Annotated in this window: 6 protein-coding genes; 5 read left to right on the top strand and 1 reads right to left on the bottom strand. The window is 72.8% G+C overall.

The window, feature by feature from the left end; translation table 11 throughout:
• The first annotated feature begins 100 nt into the window (after nucleotides 1–100).
• Nucleotides 101–1,246: a hypothetical protein gene (locus WME75_RS21790; RefSeq protein ID WP_437494029.1), complete on the top strand. Its 1,146-nt coding sequence runs from the start codon at nucleotides 101–103 to the stop codon at nucleotides 1,244–1,246.
• Nucleotides 1,247–1,492: 246 nt separating this feature from the next.
• Complete coding sequence (locus tag WME75_RS21785) at nucleotides 1,493–1,732, top strand: MerR family transcriptional regulator (RefSeq protein ID WP_437494886.1); 240 nt, start codon at nucleotides 1,493–1,495, stop codon at nucleotides 1,730–1,732.
• On the opposite strand, the gene WME75_RS21780 is transcribed toward WME75_RS21785, so the two are convergent.
• Nucleotides 1,733–4,609, bottom strand: a complete 2,877-nt coding sequence (locus WME75_RS21780; RefSeq protein ID WP_437494026.1) for a hypothetical protein — start codon at nucleotides 4,607–4,609, stop codon at nucleotides 1,733–1,735.
• Nucleotides 4,610–4,739: 130 nt separating this feature from the next.
• On the opposite strand from WME75_RS21780, the gene WME75_RS21775 reads away from it, so the two are divergent.
• From WME75_RS21775 to WME75_RS21765, 3 genes are read left to right on the top strand one after another with little or no spacing between them, the layout of a single operon-like run.
• On the top strand, nucleotides 4,740–13,067 hold the full coding sequence (locus WME75_RS21775) for an alpha/beta fold hydrolase (protein ID WP_437494023.1): 8,328 nt from the start codon (nucleotides 4,740–4,742) through the stop codon (nucleotides 13,065–13,067).
• A 9-nt stretch (nucleotides 13,068–13,076) separates the two neighbouring features.
• Nucleotides 13,077–15,836 (top strand): hypothetical protein, encoded by a 2,760-nt coding sequence (locus WME75_RS21770; protein WP_437494020.1) that lies wholly within the window; start codon nucleotides 13,077–13,079, stop codon nucleotides 15,834–15,836.
• A complete protein-coding gene (locus WME75_RS21765; RefSeq protein WP_437494017.1) occupies nucleotides 15,833–21,973 on the top strand; it encodes a hypothetical protein in 6,141 nt (2,046 codons plus the stop codon). The genes WME75_RS21770 and WME75_RS21765 overlap by 4 nt, the downstream gene beginning before the upstream one ends.
• Nucleotides 21,974–22,025 lie beyond the last annotated feature (52 nt).

Genomic DNA, 22,025 nt, shown 5'->3' with positions numbered 1-22,025 from the left:
CCACAGGAGCGGTCTTGGCAACTCGTGTCCATTCAGAACGCGGCCTCTCTCTTCGACGGAGTTCGATGGAGGTCCGACGGAGGTCTCTTTGCCGCACAGCGTGAACGCTTGGTTTCTTTATCCGGGTACGGGGACGGACATCGGAAAGCTCGGGGAGCTGGTCCAGGAGGATTTCGAGCTTCGCGACATCTCCAGCGCCGAGGTCCTGACAGAGCCGCTGTTCGGGTGCTGGGAGGGCAACATGACCCATGCCCTCACGCGCAAGCCCGTCGACATCTGCAAGCAGCGCGGCGAGCCCCGGGTGATCATCGGAAACACCGGCGTGGTCCGCGTGCTCGAGGTCGGCTCGGGCGTCGAGGGGTTCAAGCCTGGTGATATCGGCATCATTTTCTGCGCCTCGGTGGTCGACGCGTGGGGTTACCCCGAGAAGGCGCTGGCGTACGACGCGCCGGGCACCATGGGCTGCCTCGCGACGAGGATGATCCTGCGGCCGCACGAGATCATGCGCATCCCGGAGGACACCCGTCATTCGCTGCCTCAGTGGGCGGCGTTCTCGGGGCGCTACGTGACGGCGTGGTCGAACTGGGTGCAGGCCCATGGCTCGTTCCGTCTCCTCGTCCCGAGCGAGGAGCTCCCGTCGCCGCATGTCTGGGGGTGGGGCGGGGGCACGACGCTCGCCGAGCTGGATCTCGCGCGGCGGCACGGGTGCACAACCGTGATGCTCTCCGGCAACGACAGGCGTCTCGAGCTCATCCGGCGGACGGGCGTGACGGCCCTCGATCGCCGGCAGTTCGGGGAGCTCAGCTACGATGAGCGCCGGTTCGTGACCGACGCGGGCTACCGCCGGTCGTACCTCGAGGCCGAGGGCAGGTTCCTGGAGGACGTGGAGCGGCGCACGGCCGGGATGAAGGTGCAGATCTTCGTCGACTACATCGGCACGCCGGTCTTCCGTGCGACGCTCAAGGCGCTCGGGCGCCAGGGGGTGATCACCAGCGCTGGGTGGAAGGAGGGGATGGTCCTCTCCTCGCTTCGCGCGTCGGAGTGCATCGCTCGGCACCAGCACGTCAACACGCACTACGCGCGCTATCCCCAGGGCGTGGAGGCGATCGCGTACGCCGAGGCCGAGGGCTGGATGCCCGAGGTCGACGAGCGGATCTACGGCTTCGACGAGATCCCCGAGCTCGCCCGGCGGTTCTTCGAGGGCGACGTCGGCTTCTACCCGATATTCTCGATCAATGCGCCTTGAACGGCGCTGCCGTACCTCGGCGGTTCGCACCCCCAGCGGCAGGACAGCGCGAGCGCGCCGCCGGGCTCACATCGGGCGTGGGCGCAGCCGAGCCAGGCCGTGTGCGCATCGCGCGGGCCCGATGCGGAGCGGCCCGATTCGCCAGATTCCTGAGCCTTTTCTCTGGATCCAGGGTCCATTTATCCAGATATTTGAGTGAATTCTCTGGATGTAGCTCTCAATTAGCCAGATTCTGGGGACAAAACTCTGGATGAAGCCTGCGCGCACCTCGAATCCAGGATCAATTCTCTAGATTTCGTCCACTTTTGTCCTGTTCGTTGGCCAGGATGTCTCGATGCCCTGGTCCCTGCGCCCCCCGTCGCCCCGCGCGGCTACAGCGCCGTCGAGCTGGCGCGCGCCGCCGGCGTGAGCACCGGCACGATCAAGCACTGGTTCGCGGAGGGGCTGATGGACAAGCCCGCGTTCCGCGGTCGCCGAACGGCGTGACTACGGCTGCAGCCAGCACCACCTCATGAAGTCAGCTATCGTGGCCACGTTCCTCATCCCGACGCCGTGATTGGGAGGCGTAAAGTTTCTCTTGATCTTGTCGAACGCGTCGAGCGTGTTCCGCGCGTACTGATTGCTCGGATTCTCCTGCTGCGCGAGCCCTCCGCCCGCCGCGAAGACCCTGGGCACACCGGCCGCACCTGCAGGCCAGACGAGGTTGCTCTGGTAAGGAAGAAGGCTCGGACCATTGTAGAGCTTGATCAGCATCGCGAGTAACTTGCGCGGGTCGGTCAGGACGCCGCGCTCATCGGCTGCGCCCGCGACGCCGGTGCCGTTCAGAAATTCGGTGAGCCGACCCTTTGTGTCTTGAAGGTCCAGATCGGCCTCGGCCGCGCCCTTCTCGCCCGCGGGGACGGTCGTCAACAAACGCGTCCGCTCGCGCTCGATCGCCCAGCTCTTGAGGTCCCTGGAGAACGGCTTTTTCAACCGGACGACGGCCTCCGCCACGTTGGCGCGCCAGTCGACGAGCTGCCGGAACTCGGGAGGTGAGATCTGGCCGACCCCGCAATCCGTGGGCGGAGCGATCGTCGGCATTCCCTGCGCCCTCATCTCACGCGGGGGCGGCGGCATCGTGACCGGGCCGCGTCCCCAGATCTCGGCTCCGTGGGGGACCTCGATCTCCTTCCCATTCTCATCCTTGACGGGACGCAGCGCGTACTGGTTCAGCATCGCCGTGTAGTCGAAGTGGTTGAAATAGGACTCCTTCACGAACAGCGCGAGCAGCAACATGGCCAGGTCGATCCCGTTCAGGCCGAGCGCGCCCTGGTGCGGGTACCCGTCGACGAATTGGCGCGCCGTCTCCGCTCGCAGGTGATCCCAGAACGTTTGCCAGCGAACCTCCCAGAAGTCGTAGCCGACGACGCGGACCTCCAGCGGCAACACCGCCGCCAGCGGCTCGAGGTCCCGGCTGATCTCGCCGCCGAGCAGCGCCATGCCGCAGACGGGGCCGGCGCCCTTGCCCTTGTTTCCCGCCCAGATCGCCTTCGCGGTCAGGCCCAGCGCCGCGCGATCTGTCGCGGTGATGGAGCGGTCATCGAGCTCGAGCTCCGTCGGCGTCCACGGCTCGGAGAACAGCTGACGCACGCGGCGCGCGGGCGACGTCCGCAGCTGAAATGAGATCCACCGCCCGTAGCTGATCTTCCATTTCTCTTCGGGGACGCCGAGGCGCTTCGCGGCCCAGGCCTCGTACCACTCGCGCGGATGATCTTTGAAGCTGAACTTCGGATCGCGCCAGGGCGCCGCGGTGCGCACCGTCGCGGACCAGCTGACTCGATAAGATCCCACGCCGAAGGTGTCGAACAGCCAGGTGGGATCACCGGTCACCGCCAGGGCGAAGGTGTCGCGCGTGTCCCCCGCCGCGTCGTTTGGCGTCAGCTCGACCCTCGGCTCCGCGGGTTCGGCGAGCCACGCGTCCCGCGCCTCCGCCCGCCCCGAGGACGGGACCGCCCTGCCCAGCGAGGTGAGCGGCACATCGAGCACGAGCACCCTGGCGATCTCGGCGCCGTTCGCCAGCGTCAGTGTCCGCTGTCCGAGCGTGAGGTCCACGGGCAACGTGAACCGCCATCGACCCTTCTCGGTGACGGCGCTGCCCACGCTCACGCCGTCCACCGCGAGCTGGATCGTCACCTCGCCCGGCGCGATCGGGCCGCCTTGATTCGCCGGCGCGCGCACGCGTCCTTCGAGCGTGATCGGGAGCGGCGCTCCCTGCGGGGGGATCAGGCGCGCATAGACGTACTCCAGCAGGCCGGCGCCGGTCGTCCGCGGGATCGGGGGCACCGGCTTCTCGATGACGATGCTCGGCGGAGGACCGGCGACGTAGGTCAGCTGCGTCCTCGCGGTGAGCTTCAGCCGCCAGCTCTCCGCGGCGGCCTGCGAGCGGGCCCCGTTTTCCGGCACCTGAATCGCCGTCCGTTCGGTCCCTACATGGAGGCTCGCGGTGGCGTGCGTCGCCCCGCTGGGTCTCGCCGCGACAATGCGACGTTGTCCGGCGAGGAGGCCGAGCTCCACGAGGGGGCCCGGCTCGAACTGCAACAGGAGCGCGCCGGTGGCTGTGCCGCGCGGCAGGTGTCCGTGTTGATCTCCGTCGGGAGGAATGAAGAAGTCCGCGAACAGCCCGAACGGCCCCGCCAGCACGGGCTTCAGCAAGGAGGACGCCTGCGCCTCCGAGCTCACCACCGCCTTCGCGCCGGCGAGGAGGGCGCCGTAAACGAACAACAGCGGGAGCGCGGAGCCATCGGCGAGCTCGCACAGGAGCGTCACCGGCCCGGCATCGAGGGTGCCGATCACCTCGCCCGCGAAGACCTCGAGCGCTGGAGCCGGAGCCGCCCGGAGGGTCGCGAGCAGGTCCGCCGCGGCCTCCGCAGCCGTCGCCGCCGGCCGGCGGACCTTCATTTCGGCCAGCCGCCTCTCGACCGCCTTCCTGGGCGCGAAGCCGCTCAGCGACAGCCCACGGAACGTCCACCGCGCGATGAACGGGAGGGGTGTCGCGTCGCTCGCCGCGGAGCGGTCGAAGCCAAGAAGAATGCGAGAGAGATCGAACGCGCTGTCGATCACCACCTGTTCGACACCCTGTCGCGTGGTGAGATGCAGCGAGCCCGTCGTCGGCGCGCGCAGATCGACCTGGTCCGTCGGGGCGTGCTTGGTGATCGTGTTTTCCCACGCGCCGGCGACAAGCGTGTGCGTCAACCCGGGGACGGTCGGCGCGGATTGGGCGGTCGTGGCGCGAAATGGCAGTCCGACCGACCACCGATCGACCTCGGTCGGCGCGGGGCTCCGCACGGCACCGACCATCGCCAACACGTCGTCGAGGAGGGCCATGGTCGAGCGCTCGAAGTGTCGTTTATTCGAGTTGGACTGTCAATGCTCGCTGGACTCGGGTGGGCGTCGTCGATAGCCTTGGCTTTCAGCGCGGTGAGGCGGAGGTTTTCTCCTTGAGAACTGTGGCGCCTTGAGTCTCAGCTTCAATATTGCGGAGAGTGTCGGGGCGCTGCTGCGCGCCGTCGGTGTCGTCGACGTCGACGGCAATCTCGTGGGTGGCTGGTTCCAGGACCCGTTCACCGCGCTCGGAAAGCTGTTCACGAATCCGGAGCAGCGCGCGGGGCTCCTCGCGCTGCTCGACCAGCTCCTGCCGCCGCCGCCGCGCGCCGCCCCCGCGGCGAGTCGATGGTATCCGCTCCTCGACCCGGGGCTGCCCGGCAATATCTATTTCACCGCGACCGGCACGGTGATCGGCGTCGCCGCCGAGCTGGCGACGCCCGCGGGCGCGTCACCCCGCGTGAGGGCCGGCTTGCGGCTCCCGATCCTGGAGACCGACGGCGTCCTGGTCCCCATCGCCGGCACGGCCGCGGGGCCGCTCGAGATCGCGGTCGACGTCGAGCTCGACCCTCCGGCCGCCGCGACCGCGGTCCGCGTGCGGGCGACCGTGGATCTCGAGCCCGCGGCGACGTTCAGCGTCCGGCTCGAGGGCGTTCGAGCCGGCGGCGAGCCCGAGACCCTGGAGATCTCCTCCGCGCACGTGGGCGCGGACCTGATACGCGTCGTCGAGGTCCTGCTCCGTGACGCCCTCTCGCACGCCTCGGGCGAGCCTCGCGTGGGGTTGCTTGTGGAGCATCTGTTCGGCGCCCTCGGGCTCGACGGCTCGCTCCCCCGGTTGCCGGTCGAGGCGCTGGCCTCGGATCCCGGCCAGATGCGGGCCTGGCTGGCGGCCATCGCCGGCGATCCGGCGACCTTGTCGGTCTGGTTCACCCACCTCGCCGGGCTCCTCGGGGCCGCCCCGCCGACGGCGGCGGACCCGCTCGCCGCGACGCTCCTCTCCGAGTCCGGCGTCGCCTTGGTCCTCCGGGCCTCGGCCGCCGGAGGTGAGCTGCACCTCGCGCTGGCGCTCGAAGGGCGCGCCGCGGAGTGCTCGATCGAGGCCTCGGTGACCCTGCTCGCGATCCCGCTCGCGGGCGGCGCTCCCCTCCGCGCGGTGCCCGGAGCGTCCGTGCTGGTGCGCGCGTTCGGCCCCACCGGCGTGCTCGTCGACGCCGGCACGGCCGTGAGCGTCGGCTCGCTGGCCGGCGGCATCCGCTTCGACGGGGTCAAGCTCGTGCCGGAGCTCGTCGCGCTGGGCGTCGTCCTCGACGACACGACCTACGACCGCCTCGATCTGACCGACGCCACCGCAGTCATGGGCGCGGCCGCCGCCGGCTTGAAGGACGCGATCGAGGAGGCCCTGGGAGGCGCGGGCCCGGCGCTGGCGCTGCTCGGCTTGCTCGGCGTGGCGCCGCCGGCGAGCGATCCGACCTCTCCGCACCTCCTGGAGCTGGCCGCGCTGGGCTCGGACCCGACCGCGGCCATCGCCGCCGTCCATCGGGCGGCGCTCGGCGATCCATCGCACGGCTGGTCCCACCTCTTCGGCGAGCTGGCCACGCTGCTCGGCCTGGACACGGCGATCACCGGCACCGGCATCGACGCCGACCCGTGGTGCGCCAGGGTGGCGGCCGACGGGGCGCTCGCGCTGGATCTCGTCGCCTGGAACGCGCGCGCGGCGGACACCCCGGCCGGGGAGGAGCGCCTCCGCCTCGGGCTCGCCGCGAGCGCGTCCGTCGGCCTCTGGTCGACCCGCCTCCAGAGCGAGCTGCTCGCCTTCGATCTTCCGCGGGACCGGCCCGCCGCCGTCCGCCTGATCGACGACCAGCGCCTCTCGATCGCCCTGGCGCCGGTCCCCGAGGCGGCCTCCGCGGCGGGGCTGGAGCTCCACGCCGACGCGCTCCGCGCCGTCGCTTCGTGGCGTCCGGGCGCGCGGCTCTCGTTCGAGGTTCGCGCCGAAGGCCTGACGGTCGCCGCCGATGGACACCAGGTCGGTCCGCTCACGCTGACCTTTCCTCCGGGGGATCCATCGGCTCCCGACCTCGGGCTCGGCCTCTCGGTCGCGGAGGGGCTGAAGCTCCTGCGCCTGCTCGCGCGGCACGCGCTCTCCGCCTGGGGAGGCGAGGCGGTCCACGCCCTCGGCGAGCTGCTCGGCCTCTACGGCGACGAGGGCTGGCCGCTGCTCGAACCCCCGGACCCGGCCGATGCCTGGAGCTTGTTCGAGCGCCTGGGCGAGGCGATGCGCAGCCGCCTCCGCCGGGTGCTCCTCGAGGTCGCGAACGACGGCGTGCCCCATGCCGAGCGCGCGCTCGCGTCGATCGCGGCCCTCCTCCAGAACCGGGCGCAGAGCGCGCTCGACGGTGCGACGCCCTGGCCGGACGGTCGGGCCGCCGCCGGCCTCGGCACCTACGAGATCCCCTGGGCGCTGCCGCTCGTCACCGAGGGAGGCGAGGGGATCGAGATCGTGGCCTGGCTCGAACCGGACGGACCCCCGTCGAGCTGGGCCGCGCTCCACGCCGCCGAGGTCGCGGGCGCCGCCGACGCGCCGGCCCTGATCGCGCTCGTACCCAGGATCGCCGCGTTTTTGCCGGAGCTGCCGGCGTGGATCGGGTCGGCGCCGATGGGCCCGGCGCTCACGCGGCTCGCGGCGTGGCTCGCCGCCGGGGACGGCGCCGTGCCGCTCGTCTCGCAGCTGCCCGTGCTCCCGGGGTGGCGACACGGGATCGTCCTCGCGAGCCCTCACGCCGCGCAGCCGCGCGACCCGGCCGCCATCGCCCAGATCGTCGACCAGCTCGACGCCTGGGCCGACCCGGCAGGCCGCGCCGTCCTGCTCCTCGGGCCCGCGTTCAGCGGCCGCTCGATCTGGGACGATCTCCTCGCCGCCGCCGAGCCGAACCCCGCCCGGATCGCTCATTTCGATCTGCGTCAAGCCGATCCGCGGGCGGCGATGATCGCCGCCGTGACCTCGGTGGCCACCCACTACACCCTCGATCTCGACGACGACGGCCGCGGAGACGCGGGCGCGCTCGCCGATCAGATCGCCGCCGTCGTCGATCGCGTCCTCGCGCTCACCGGACGCACCCAGGTGCTGCTTGTCGCGCATTCCACGGCCGGCGTCGCCGCCCGCGTGTTCGCGGCCCGGCGGCCGGAGCTCGTCCGCGGCGTCGTGACCCTCGGTACCCCGCACGCGGGGGGCGCCCTCGCTCCGCTCCTGGACGCCGAGCTCGCCGAGGCCGTGCGCGCCGCCCGCGCGCTCGGAGGGGGGGCGCCGAGCGCAGCCGAGCTCGCCGCCGCGCTCGAGCGCCTGGATGCCTCGCTGGCCGGGGTCGAGGGCGCGCTCGCAGCGGCGGCGTTCGCCGGTGCGCCCGCCGGCATCGTGGACAGCGTCCCCGGGTTCGCGCTCGGATCGGCGCTGGGTGGGGACCTCGTCGCCGCGCTCGCCGCGAGCCTCGCCACGCGCCTGTCCGCCGCGGCCGGTGACCCCGCGCGCAGGGCGCCCACCGACGTCGGCCTCGGCGTTCGGGTACGGCTGCCGTTCCCGCTGTCACCCGACGGCGCCCTCGCCGCGGAGGCGTCGCTCCGCCTCGATGCGGGGCGAGTCCGTCTCGTCGCCGGAGCCCCTGAGCCGGCGCGGGCTCCGTGCGCGGCGCTCGTCCAGGTGGATCTCGCCCGCCCTGGTGGCTGGATCGTCGGCGAATCCGCGGGGGTAGGGCCCCGGATCCGGTCCGCCGAGCTCGCCGTCGCTGTCGTCGCGACCGCGGGCGCGGTGAGCGCGGTGCCGAAGCTCGTGTTCCGCGACGTCGCCCTCGGAGGCGCAGCCCGGCAGGACGTCCGGCTCGACGATCCGCGCGCCGCCGCCGCGCTCGCCGCGATCTGCGAGGAGATGGCCATGCCGGCCAACCGTTCGCCCGAGGAGGCGGTGATCGCGCTCGCCGCGGCGGTGGGCATCGTGGAGCTCGACGAGGCCGGCGATCCCCATCCGGACGCGGCTGCGATCGGCCGGCTCGCGAGCGCCCCCGTCGCCACGGTCGCGGCGCGCGGCGATGCGCTGCTCGACGCGCTTGCGGGCATCGTCGGGGGCGCGCTTGAAGTCCCGCTCGCGAGCCTCCCGCTGACCCTCTCCTTCGATCGGGCGACCCGGAGGATCCACCTCCGGACCACCGCGGAGGTGACGCTCTCCGAAGGGATCGCCGCCGAGGTCGAGGCGCGGATCGACGCTGCGCGCCTGGAGTTCGAGCTCGATGCCGCGCTGTCGATCGGCGCGGTCAGGCTCGCGTTCGCCGCAGCGGACGGCACGTTCACGCTCTCGGCGCCGCCCTGGCTCGCGCCGCTCGTCCTCTATCCGGCTCCTCCGCCGCAGGCGCTTCGCCGGGCGCTCGCGCCCGTCCTCCCCCGCTTCGCGCTCTCCTCGGCGCTCTCGGTGCTCCTCGGCGCCTTGCTCGAGACCGGAGGCGTGGTCCTGCCGCTCGATGCGCTGTTCGCCGACCCGGGCGCGGCGCTCGCGCACCTGAGCGGCGACGAGCTCCAAGCCCTGCTCGAGAGCCTCTCGCTCGCGCTCCGCGGCACGGCGGCGCCCGGTCTCGCGCTGCCCGGCGGCCTCCTTCTCTCCGCCTCCGGTTCGACGTCGCTCCGGCTCGCGCTCGCGGGATCGCTCGGGCTCGGCGGCGGCAACACGCTCGTGCCCGGGGTGACCCTGGAGATCGACGCCGCCCAGCGGACGGTCGCGGTCGCCGCCGCGCTCACCATCGACCTCACGCTCCCCGGCACGTTCGGCCGCACCGCGATCGCCTTCTCCGCCGGCCCCGCCGGTGTCGGCCTGGTGGTGACGCCCGCCGGCAGCGCGCCGATCACGCTGCTGCCGCACTTCAGCGGCTTCGGTGCGCTCGTCGCCGCCGGCACCTCCACCTTGCTGCCGCACCTCTTGCAGGCGATCGTCGACGAGCTCCTCCCCGGCGGCACCTCGCCCCAGGGGGTGCTTCGCGCCGCGCTCGCCCTGGCGACGGCGCTCGAGATCTACGCGGACGACGGCGACGGATTCGAAGCGCCGGCGCGCGCGGCGAAGCTCGCCTCCATGGTGCAGCCCGGCTTCTTCGAGCAGCTGGCCTCGCCGGGAGACCTGGCGGGCCTGCTCGCCGGCCTCTTCGGTCCGCCGCCGCTGCTCCAGCCTCCGCTGGGATCGATCGCCCGCGACGGCGACCGGATGGTCTGGGTCGCCCGGCTTCCCGGCGGTGCCAACCTGCGCGTCGAGCTCGGCTGGAGCGGCTCGGGTGTGCCGCAGATCGCGGTCGGCGTGGCGGCGCTCGACCTCGGCCCCCTGGTGATCGAGGAGATCGAGGGCGGCTACGACGGCGCGCTTGTCTTCGCGCTCTCGCTCCGCCTGGACCCGGGCGCGGACTTCGCCTTCCTCGCGCCCGTCTTCCAGCTCGGCGTCGTCGGCGACCGGCTGTCGATCGAGCTCCTGCCGCTCGGCGAGGCCGGACGCTCCCAGGTCGCGCTCGCGTTCGCGCCGGCGCCTTCGCTCACCTTCACCGAGGCGGGCGCGTTCGCGCTGCTCGAGAAGTGGGGAGTTCCGCTCGTCGCGACGCTCCTCCTCCGCGCCCTCGATGCGCAGCTCGGCGAGCAGCTCTGGTCGAATGGCCCGACGGCACGCGGGATCCTCGAGGGCGCCGGGCTGATCCGCGCCGGCTCGAACGCGCTGGCCGCGCCCCTGCCGCCGGCGGTGGATCTGGTCCTCGGCGCGGCGCAGGCGCTCGCGTCGGGAGCCTCGATCGACATCACCGACACGCTCGAGCTGTCGGTGGTGAACGAGGCCGGGCGCACCGGCCTCGTGCTGCGGGGCTACCAGGACATCGTCGGCGAGGATCTGACGGCCACCCTGCACTTCGGCGACGCCGATTGGCTGACCGAAGCCGACGGCGGCGGCGCGGCGCTGAGGTTGATCCGCTCGGCGCCGGGACAGGCTCCGCCGATCGCCGTCGCCCCCGGCCTGGCGATGGTCGGGCTCGGCGTCACCGTGGCCCGCACCGACGGCGATCCCCTGGTCCGCGGCGCCGTCGAGGTCGGCGCGGTCGGGGGCCTTGTCTTCCTCGACCTCGAGCTCCTCGACGAGAACGGAGACCCCGCGGTGACCGTGTCGCGCGTCGGCGCCGCGCTCGAGCTCGACGACGCGCGGATCGTCCTTTCGTCCGACGACGGCGACGGCTTCATCCAGCAGATCCTGCCGCCCGAGCTGCAGGCGCCCTTCTCGCTCACGGTCGTCGCCCGCGAAGGTCGGGCGCTCGAGGTCCACGGCGGCATCGGCAACAAGCCCGGCGAGATCGAGCTCACCTTTCCCATCGATCTCGACCTGGGGATCGCGCGCATCCGCGAGCTCTTCCTCGCCGCGCGCCCGCGGACCGGCGGCGAGATCGCGCTCCAGGCGGGGCTCTCGGGCGACGCCGCGCTCGGGCCGGTCGCCATGGTCGTCGAGCGGGTCGGGCTCGAGGCCTTGCTCGGCCCGGCCGGGGTCACCTTCGGCTTCAAGGCGCCGAGCAGCCTCGGCCTCTCGCTGTCGACGCCCACCGTCAGCGGCGGCGGTTATCTCTCCATCGACGCCGATGCCGGCCAGTACACCGGCGTCGCCGAGCTGTTCGTCGCCAAGCAGTTCGCGCTCACCGCGATAGGCATCCTCAACACAAAGCTCCCCGGCGACGTCGAGGGCTTCTCGCTGCTCCTCCTCGCGACGTTGACCGTCGAGACTGGCATCCAGCTCGGCTTCGGCTTCACCCTCAAGGGCCTCGGCGGCCTGATCGGCGTCAACCGCACGATGAAGGTCGACGCCATCGAGGAATCAGTCGCGGATGGACGGATAGACTCGATCCTCTTCCCCAAGGACGTCGTCAAGAACGCGCCCAAGATCATCAGCGACATCCAGTCGATCTTCCCCCCGCTCCAGGACCAGGTGGTCCTCGGGCTCATGGCGCGGATCGCCTGGGGGACTCCGGCGCTCATCAAGGTCGATCTCGGTCTCATCATCGAGCTCCCCGATCCCATCCGCATCGCGATCCTCGGACGGCTCTCGGCGGATTTGCCCACCGAGGACAAGGCGCTCCTGGTCTTGCGGATGAAGGTCGTCGGCGTCCTCGACTTCGCGCAGCGGCTGTTCGCCATCCGCGCCGACATCAATGATTCGCGCCTGCTCACCTTCGCCCTGACCGGGGGCATGGCCATGCGCCTCCGCTGGGGCGCCGACGCGTTCTTCGCGCTCGCCGTCGGCGGGTTCAACCCCCGCTTTCAGCCGCCGCCCGGGTTCCCAGAGCTCAACCGCATGGGCATCGTCCTCTTCGACGAGGAGGACCTCGAGCTCCGCGCCGAATCCTACTTTGCGCTCACGCCGAGCACCTTGCAGTTCGGCGCCGCGATCGACTTCTCGGCCAAGGCCGATACCTTCATCGGCAAGTTCAGCGCCGCGGCCAGCCTGGGGCTCGACGCGCTGATCCAGTTCTCACCCTTCTATTTCATCGTCGACGTTCACGGCCTTGTCGCGATCTACCTCAACGACGAACCGATCCTCACGGCGCGCCTCGAGCTCTCCGTCGAGGGCCCGGGTCGCTGGCACATCTGGGGCTTCGCTGCCTTCCACTTCCTCGGCGCCGAGCGCCGGATCCCTGTCGACGTGAGCTTCGGCGACCAGCCCGAGCAGGACGTCTTGCCGCGCGTCGCCGTGCGAAGGCTCCTGCGCGAGGCCCTGTCCAACCCGGGGAGCTGGAGCGCGCAGCTGCCGGCGACCGGAAGCACCGCGTTCCGCCTGCGTGAAGTCGACCTTCCAGGCGCGGTCGTCGTGCATCCGCTCGGGCAGCTCACGTTCCGGCAGCGGGTCGCCCCGCTCGACGTGGGGCTCGAAAAGTTCGGCGAGGCCGACATCGACGGCGACCGGACGCTGGCGCTGACCTACTCCATCGGTGGACGGGTGCAGGCGGCGCCGCAGACCGTCGAGGACTCGTTCGCGCGCGGGCAGTTCTTCCACGCCGACGCCGGTCAGAAGCTCAGTCAGCCGGAGTTCGAGCGCCTGACCTGCGGCCACACGAACATCGGCCAGGCGGGCATGACCTTCGATCTGGGATCGCGCAGCCGCTCCTGCGACTACGAGGTCACCCTCGTCGACGATCCGGTCGCGCCACCCGTGCTCGTCGTCGATGCGCCCGCGCTGCTGTCGGCGGCCGCCGCGTCCCGGTCGGCGTCGCCGCAAGGAGAGGCCGCGCTCCTCGCCGAGCGCAACGCCGCCGCCAGGGCGGCGCGCGCCGTGGGCGTTCGCGAGCGCACGTACCGGACGCTGGTCGTGGGCCCGGATGAGCGGATGACGGTCTCCAAGCCGACGTCCTTCCACCGAGCGACCGAGGGACATCCAGGCTCCGCGCAGGTCGCCGTCGCGCACGGAGTGGGCTGAGGAGATCTCATGGGCACCTCGCGCACCTTCCTGTCGTGGTTTCGCAGCGGACTCGGCAGCATGATCGGCGCCGGCGCGCAGGTCGCCCCCGGGGCGGATCGGCGGGCGCGCCTCGAGCTGGCGGTGCGCGCGCAGATCAACGGCGAGGCCGAGGTCGACGACCCCGCCGACGAGCGGCCGAAATTCTACCTCTACGGTCCCGGCGACGTCCTCGGGTTCGACGCGAAGCTGGTGGTGAGCCAGTGGCCGCCGCACCTCTCCGCGGGGGCGGATCCGACCTACTTTCCCACCATCGAGTTCGCCGTGCCCGACTTGCCGTGGGCCTTCTCGCCCGGCGCGCCCGACGGGGATCGGCTGAACCCGTGGCTCTGCCTGATCGCCGTCGAGAAGCGCGACGGGCGCATCGCCGCGCCGGGCGGAGGCCGGCCGCTGCCGATCCTGCGCGTCCGCCGCGCCGAGCTCCCCGACCTCGCCGAGTCCTGGGCATGGGCTCACGTGCAGCAGACCCACGACGACGCCGATCCCTCGCCGATCCTCGAGCGGCTGACGCGCTTCCCCGAGCGCACGCTCTCTCGCCTGATGTGCCCGCGCCTGCTCCGGGACTCGACGACCTACCTCGCCTGCGTGGTGCCGGTTTACCTCGACGGCGTGGAGGCCGGCGGCGGGTCCGGCGATCCGGCGACGCCCGGGGCGACCGCGACAGCGGCGCTCGCCTGGACCGACGATCCGACCGATCGCGAGCTCTCCCTGCCGGTCTATCTCTCCTGGGAGTTTTCGACGGGTGTGCGCGGCAACTTCGAAGCTCTGGCGAAGAAGCTGCAAAAACGGCGGCTCCCCGTCGACGCCGGGCAGCCGGTCGGCACGAGGCCCCTCGATCTCTCGCAGGCGGGCCAGGGCCTCGTTCCATCGACGCCGGAGGCCAGGCCGCTCCTCGGCGGCGCGCTCGGCAGCGGGCCACCGGCGACCTTCACCGACGCGCCGTGGCAACATCGTCTCGCCGAGCTGGTGAACGCGCGCACGCGCCCGGCGGGGAGCGACCTGGCGGTGGCGGCGCCGTGTTACGGGCGCTGGCACGCCGCCGCCGCCGAGCTCGACGCCGCTTCGACGACGCGGACGCCCTGGCTGGGTCGTCTGAACCTCGATCCGCGCTACCGCGTGGCCGCCGCCCTCGGGACCCAGGTCGTCCAGGATCGCCAGGACGAGCTCATGGCGCAGGCGTGGGAGCAGGTCGCCGAGGTCCAGGCCGCGAACCAGATCATCCGCGAGGGCCAGCTCGCCGCCGCGGTCGGGCAGAGCCACCACGACAAGCTCAGCGCCACCGACGTCTCCGACGTGGCGGTTGTCGCGCTGACCGCGCCGGCCCACCTGCGCGTCGTGGCTCCACCGGGGACCGTCGAGCGACCGCTGCCCGGCGCCGGCGTGGCGACGGTCCGCACCGCGATCGCGCGCTCCGACGTGCCGGCGGCGGCCTTCGGTGGTGCCTTCCGGCGGCTGGCGCGACCGCGCGGACCTCTGGCCCGGCGCGCGGGCGCGCGGAACGCCGGCGCCGCGCCCTGGAACGAGGGCCTCCTCGATCGCCTGAACGGCGGGCCGAGCGCGGCCGGCAAGCCGCGCGTCGGCCTCGACAGCGACGGCGGCGCGACCCTGGTCAGGTCGACAACCGACTCCGATCGGCGAGCTGAGCTCGATCGCTTCTTCACCGCGCCGCCGAAGGGGAAGGGAGCGACCGCCGACACAAGGGCGCTCGTCGACGCCCTCCACCTCGCCCTGAAGCCGATCCGACCTCGCCCCGTGGAGGAGCCTCCGCAGCCACGGCGGCTCGCCTTCGACCAGCTGGCGAGCCAGATCAAGGCCACGCTCGACCCGAAGGTCACGGTGATCGCCGACGTCAATGCTCGGCTTGTGCTCCCCGGTGGGCCGCTGAACGCGCTCGACGTCCTCCTCGCCGCCCCCGAGTTCTCCGATCCCATGTACAAGGACCTCCTCCGGCTCTCGCCCGAGTGGCTCCTTCCCGGAGTCGGCAACGTCCCGCCGAACACGATCGCCGGGCTCTATCCGAACAACGCCTTCATCGAGGCCTATCTGGTGGGCCTGAACCACGAGATGGCGCGCGAGCTGCTCTGGCGCGGGTATCCGACCGACCAGCGCGGCACCTACTTCAAGCAGTTCTGGGATCCGAGCGGCCGCGTCCCTTTGCCCGCCGACCGCGCCGAGCTCCTGGACCTGCGCACTCCGATTCACGAGTGGCAGAGGGACCTCGGGGAGCACCTGGCGAGCGGCGGCTCCGGCTACGTGTTCCTCATGATCCGCGGCGAGCTCCTGCAGCGCTTTCCGCGCGCCGCCATCTACCTCATCCCCGCCAGACGCGTGGGCGCGCAGCGGGTGCCCGACGAGTCGGCGACGGCCACGTTGCCCGAGATCCGCGCCTTCATGCCGCCCGACACAACCTTCCTCGGCTTCCGGATCGCGGCCGCGCAGGCCAAGGGCGAGCCGGGCGCCTTCTTCGTGATCGAGCAGCCGCCCATGGAGCCGCGCTTCGGTCTCGATGAAGGGGACGGGGTGGCGCCGACCGCGTGGAACGAGCTCGATTGGGACGATGTGGCGGTGAACGCCGGAGGCTACATCCGGCTCGCGGGCGGCCTGGGCGCCGCTTCGCCGCCCACGCCGCCGCCTCGCTGGGACACGTCGTCGACGGCAGCGCAGCTCGCAGAGATCACGCTGCAGACCGCGGTTCGGATCGCCATTCACGCAGGGAACGTGTTGCCATGACGCCTGCCGAGCTCCTCGCGGCCTGGAACCAGAACCGCAGCGACCTGGCCCAGGCGGAGGGCAACCTCGAGACGCAACGGCAGGCCGTGGACCAGCTGGCCGCCGACGAGCGACCGCAGAGCCTGTCGGCGGCGGCCGCCGCTGCCGCCCTGCAGACGACCCGGCAGACGCTCGCCGAGGTCACCGCGTTCCTCGCCGAGCGCGCGCGCCTGGAGACCGACGTCGCCGTCGCGATCGAGCGCCTGAACGCCATCCACGAGCAGCTCGCCGCGCGCCAGCAGCTCTCCGCGATGGCCTCGGGCGGCGCGGTCGATCTCGCCTTGCTCGGCCGGTTCATCGACGGGCTCGCTGCCCTCGGCTGGCCTCCGCTCGCCGCGCCGATCCAGCAGCTCGGCATGATCCGCAACCTCCTCGCGTCCGGAAATCCTGTCCGGATCGCGAGCGGCCGGGCGCAGCTCCTCGGCGCGCTGGCATCGACGCAGAGCGCGCTCGATCCCTTCCTCGGCCAGACGCAAGCGGCGCTCGGAGCGAATTCGGCGGCCCTCGGCCAGGTGATCGCCGAGCTGGCCCTGCGGCCGGATCGGGCGACGCTCGAGGCCCAGCAAGCCACCCAGGACCCGATCGCTCGGGCGCTGAGCGAGACGCTCGCCACCACCCAGGCAGCCCTGGCGTCGGCGCGGATCGCGCTCGTCCACCTGACGGCGGCGGTGCACCGGCTGCGGCTCGCCGTGCCGCTGACAAGCGGCCTCGTCGCCGCGCTCGATCCGGCGCGTCCGATCGCGCTCTTGCCGGTGCGCCTCGAGACGCGCTTCTTCGAGCGAGACCCGCCGTCTCCCGGCGCCGTCGAGCTCCGCGTCCGCATCTATCCGGACGACATCCACCAGGACGGTCTCCAGCGCGGGCTGCGGCAGCGCGAGATCGATCGCGGCCAGGCCTACTGGAACGAGGTGTGGGCGGCGGGGACCGCGGACCCCGGCCGGGCCCGGCGCGAGAAAGCCTGGAGCGATTTCATCCGCGAGGTCGGACCGGAACGCGCCGCCTGGATCGCGCGTTCGCTTCGCCCCACGAACGATCGCGGCGACCCGGCGCCGGTGTTCCCGGCGGTGAGCGCGCGCGCCGCCGCCGCGCAGGGGCCTGCGCACGCGGCGTCCCTGCCCGATCGCTGGGTGATCCTGGGTTACAGGGAGAGCCGTCGCGTCTTCGCCGCGTGGGGGCGCCCGGTCGCCGGCCCGCTGGCCACCACGCCGGCGGCACCGCAGAGCGACCCGGTTGCACCCGGGGTCTGGGCCGACGACGCGACGCGCTGGATGGTCGACTTCGACACCGCCGAGGCCGTCGGGATGGGTGTCCGGGTCGCCGTCGATCGGCAGATCGCCGTCGCCGGCCTCGAGGTCGTCCTCGCGGTGGGCGTGACAGCGACGATGGACGCGGAGAAGGACGGCGCGAGCCTCGAAGCCCTGCTCGAGTCGCACCGCTACACGGACGGCCTCGGCTTCGCACGCCAGGGCGTCCCCACCAACCACACCGACGCCGATCGGGTGCCGCCGGCGAGCCCGCGCGGCCTCCTCGGCGCCTTCCGTGAGGAGCACGCGGCGCCCACGCTCGCCCCCGCGCAGGCCCTGGACACCTCGGCGCCGGCGACCTTCGCCAACGGCAGCGTCATGGCGCGCGCGCTCGGACTTCTGCCGGCCGCCGGCGCAGGCTCGGTGTTCGAGGGGGTCGTCGACGCGGAGCTCCCAGAGGCGCTCTGGGCGCACGACATGAACCTCCTCGCCTGGCCGGCGACCTGGGGTTACTTCCTCGATCAGATGATGGGCGACGTGCTCATCCCGATGGTCGGCGAGACGCTGGGCGTCGAGGATCCTGCGCCCGCCATCGCGGCCTGGCGCCCGTTCCTCGACCGGCAGCGCGACTTCTTCGCCTCGCACGTGCGCGCCCGCGGTCCGCTGCCGGCGCTGCGCGTCGGCCGGCAGCCCTACGGCGTTCTCCCCGCGACCTCGCTGGATCTCTGGCGTCCGGAGGGCGCCGCGGGGACAGGCGTGTGGCTCTTCGAGCAACACGGCGGCGATCTCTTCGTTCGCAAGTCGCTGGCGCTGCCGGCCGCCGGCGGCGACCTCGCGTGGTCGCGCGACGACGCCCAGGCTTCCGGCCACGCGCCGCCGGCGTCGCGCGTCACGGTCACCGAGCTCGAGGGCGACGGCCGCGTGCACGTGGTCGCGGCGAGCGCCAATCCCTTGCGCCTCGGCGTCACGCCCACGCGCGATCCGGCCACCGGCATCCTCGAGGACGGCGGGCTCGAAGCGCCGCTGCCGTTCGCCGGCGACCGCGTCGACGGCCTCGCCTGCCTCGATCTCGACGCCGACGGCGCCGGCGCCGACGTCCTCCTCGCCTACCATCCACCCGGACCCCCGGAGATCAGCGTGCTCGTCGTCGGCCGCGGGCTCGGCCGCGACGCTCAGGCGGGAAACTGGAGCGCGCCGCTCGCGCTGCCGTCGCCGCCGGCCGGCGCGGTCGTCCTCGGCGCCGCCGTGGCCGCCGCCGACCTCGACGGCGCACATCGTCGACTGTTCCCGGAGCTCCCGGGAGTCCTGGATCCGCGCCCGCAACCGAGGCCGAGGCCGCCCGTCCTCGTCCCGACCCTGTCGATCGACATGACATTCGACGCACGCCCGCACGTCGTCTGGGTGCGCGCGCTCGCGATCGGCGCTCGACGCGTCCTCGAGATCTCGACCGGACCCGTCCTCGATCCCTCGGGCCTCGTCGGCAGCTGGGCGACCCGCGCGATCGATCTCGATGGCTTCGCCGGCTTCCTGGCCACCGCCCCGGCGCTCGACGTGGCCGTGGCGCTCGTCCCGCACGACGCGTCGGCCGACCTCGTCGTCGCGCTGTCGGACGGCGTTCTGACGGGCCTGTTCAAGCTCGGCAACCTTCGCCCGACGGCGACCTTCGACGGCGCGCCGATCCCGCTGGTGATCTTCGGAGCCACCCCGGGGGCGCGCCTCGCCGGTCTGGTGCTCGGAGAGAGCGCGCGGCGGCGCGGTCCGTCGCTCGGCGCCACCGCCGCCGATTTCGGAAACCTCCTCGAGGATCTGCGCGCCGTCTGGCGGCAGCGGGCGCACGCGGTGCCGAGCCTCGAGCGGGGCGCCCGCGAAGAAGACGTCGACCGCGCCTTCCTCGAGACCGTCGCCATGGAGGGCGTATCGACGGGCGTGCTCGGGCGCCCCGCCGTCGGACCCCACGCCTGGAACCAGATCCGCTGGGCAAACAGCGGCTTTTCGCCCGCGCATCCGCCGGCTCCCGATCCCTGGCAGCAGGAGCGCGACCGGCTGCAGCAGGTCCTCGCCACGAGCTTTCGCGTGCCTTTGCGGCCGCTCCCTCACCTCGGCCCGCTCCGCTTCGACTGGTACCGCGCCTGCGGTCTGGGCTTCCTCGATCCGCGCCCGCTGGCCTTCCCCGCCGCCGAGCGGACCCGCCTGATCACCGGCTGGTTGCGCGCGAATCCGCCGAGCTCGATCCACGCCGCGCGCCCTGGCGTGAAGGGCGCGCCCGCCGACAGTCTCCTCTATCAAGTCCTCCGCCACGCCACGCTCTGGGCCTACGCGGACACCGCGTACGTGCTCGAGCCTCCGCCGCAGCCTGCGCAGATGCCGCTCGCCTTCACGCGCGACCCCGAGCTCATCGATTTCTTCGGTGCCCCCGACGGTCCCGACCGCCACTCGGGCGCCGGGACCGGCACGCCCACGCCCTGGCGCTACCTCGAGGCCAGACAGCCCGACGGCAAGAGTCGAGGCGACCACCTCTTCAACGACGCGGCCGGTCTCACCGGCTACCTGGCGTTGCCGACGTTCCTCGGCGCGCTCGAACGACTCGGAGATGCCGAGCCGGACGACCCCGAGCTCCTCCTCGCCGAGACGCTCGACCTCGCGTCGCACCGGCTCGACGCCTGGGTCACCGCGCTCGCCGCCCAGCGGCTGGACGAGCTCCGCCGCGCCCGCCCCACCGGGATCCATCTCGGCGGCTACGGCTGGGTGGTGAACCTGCGAATGCGCACGGACCAGCCGATCTCGACCGGTTTTCTGCACGCGCCCTCGACCGCCCACGCGGCCACCGCGGCCGTCCTGCGCTCCGGCTCGCTCGCGCGCGGCGGTGGACTGATGTCCTTCGACCTGACGTCGGGGCGGGTGCGGCTGGCGCTGGAGCTCCTCGACGGCGTGCGGCGCGGCCAGCCGCTCGGCGCGCTCCTCGGCTACCGCTTCGAACGGGGCCTCCGCGATGCCGGGCTCGCCGCGCTGACCCCACGCTTTCGAGGCATCGCGCCGCTCGCCGCCGGCAAGTTGACCCAGCGCGTCCCCGCCGAGGAGCCTGTCGAGTCCATCGCCGCCAACAACGTCGCGGATGGCTCCAGGCTGCTCGAGCTCGGCGCCGATCTCTGGAATGAGCCGAACCTGCCCGCGCCCGGCTCGCCCGAGCGCGCGGCGGTGCAGGGCCTCCTCGATGCGCTCGCCGGCGCCGCCGGCGCCGTCCGCGACCTGACCCTGGCCGAAGGTGTCTTCCAGATGGTGCGGGGCCGCCCGGAGCGCGCCGCCGCCGTCCTCGACGCGACGACCCGCGGCGAAGCGATGCCGGAGATCGAGTTCGCCGAGACGCCGCGCACCGGCACCACCCTCACGCATCGCGTGCTGTCGATCCTGACGCCGGGTCGATCTCCGTCGCTCCCGTCCGGCTGGGCCGCCCAGCGGCCGCGCGCGCTCGCCGAACCCACCCTGGATAGCTGGCTGGGACGCCTGTGGGGCGATCCGGCGCGCTACACCTGCACGGTCAGCTATCCGCGCGCCGTCGGCTCGGCGGAGCTCCGGACGCGCACCTTGTCTCTCGCCGACCTCGGGCTCTGTCCCCTCGATCTCCTCGCTCTGCCGCCGCCTGCGTCCGGGACCGCGGGCCAGGGTGAGCTCGGCGAACGCGTACGCCGCGCCGCGAAGGCTCTCGTCCCCGGCTTCGTCGACCTCGCGACCGACCTCCAGGTGAGCTTCGCGCGCGCCGGCGCCGGCCTCGGCTTCGCCGACCTCCTCACCTTGGTCGCCGCGTTCCGCGGGCTGTTCGGCTCGGTGCGCGCCCTCGCACCCGGCGATCTCGTGCGGGGGCAGGCCGCCGCGGTCGCCTTCGTGCCCGACGAGCTCGAGGCGCGAGAAGCAGCGGCACGCGCCGCGCTCGATGCGGCGACCCAGGTCCTCGGCAGCACCGCGAGCAGCGACGACGCCCTTCGCGCCGCCCTCGAGGTGGCCGCCGGCTTCGGGATCCCCGGCGCCCTCACGGCGGCCGTCTCCGATCGCGCAGCCGTCGCCACCGAGGCGGCCCAGCGGCTGACGCGCCTTCGGCCGGCCGACCCGGCGCCGGCGGATGCCGACGAGCGCGTCGCCCGCGCCAGCGAAAATCTCCGCATCCTCTTCGGCAATGCCTTCCCCATCCTGCCGAGGCTCGCGGTGACTTCGGACCACGCCGCGACGCTGCTCGCGGCGCAGGCCGCGAGGCAGGCCGCCGGGGACGCGCCGCCGCCGGTGGTCACCGCCTGGCTCCGGCGGGCGGCCCGCGTCCGCGAGGCGGTCGGGCGCTTCGAGACCGCGTCGCTCTGCGCCTCCGCCGTCGCTCCCGGCGGCCTCGCGCTCCTCGCCGGACAGATAGCGCAGCTCCCCGCTCCCGCGCCGGGCAAGATCGACGGCTGGGTGGCCGTCGCCACGAGAGACCCGCGCGCCGACTGGCCGTCGAATCCGATCTCGATCTTCGCCTGCGGCGACCTCGGCGAGCTGGCCGGAGCCTCACCCCTCGTCGCCGGCCTCATGGTCGATGAGTGGACGGAGCTGGTCCCCAACCGCACCGAGACCACAAGCTGGGTCTTTCACTTCGACGCGCCGGGGGCGACCGCGCCGCAGGCCGTCCTCGTCGCGGTGCCGCCCGCGCCCGGGCGTCGCTGGGATCTCCGGACGCTCGAGGCGATCCTCCTCGGAACCATCGATCTCGCCAGGATCCGTCTCGTCGATCTCGAGGCGCTCGCCGGCCACGATCTGGCGCGTTTTCTCCCGGCGATCTACCTCGCCGCCAACCCGGCCGACGAGACGATCGCCGCCCACGTCGACGGCTAACCCAAGGTGAAGCACGATGCCATCGATCACGACCTGGACACGCCTCGAGCCC

This window comes from Sorangium sp. So ce1014 (assembly GCF_051521505.1).
Lineage (GTDB): Bacteria > Myxococcota_A > Polyangia > Polyangiales > Polyangiaceae > Sorangium.
This window is presented reverse-complemented; position numbering and strand designations above follow the sequence as displayed.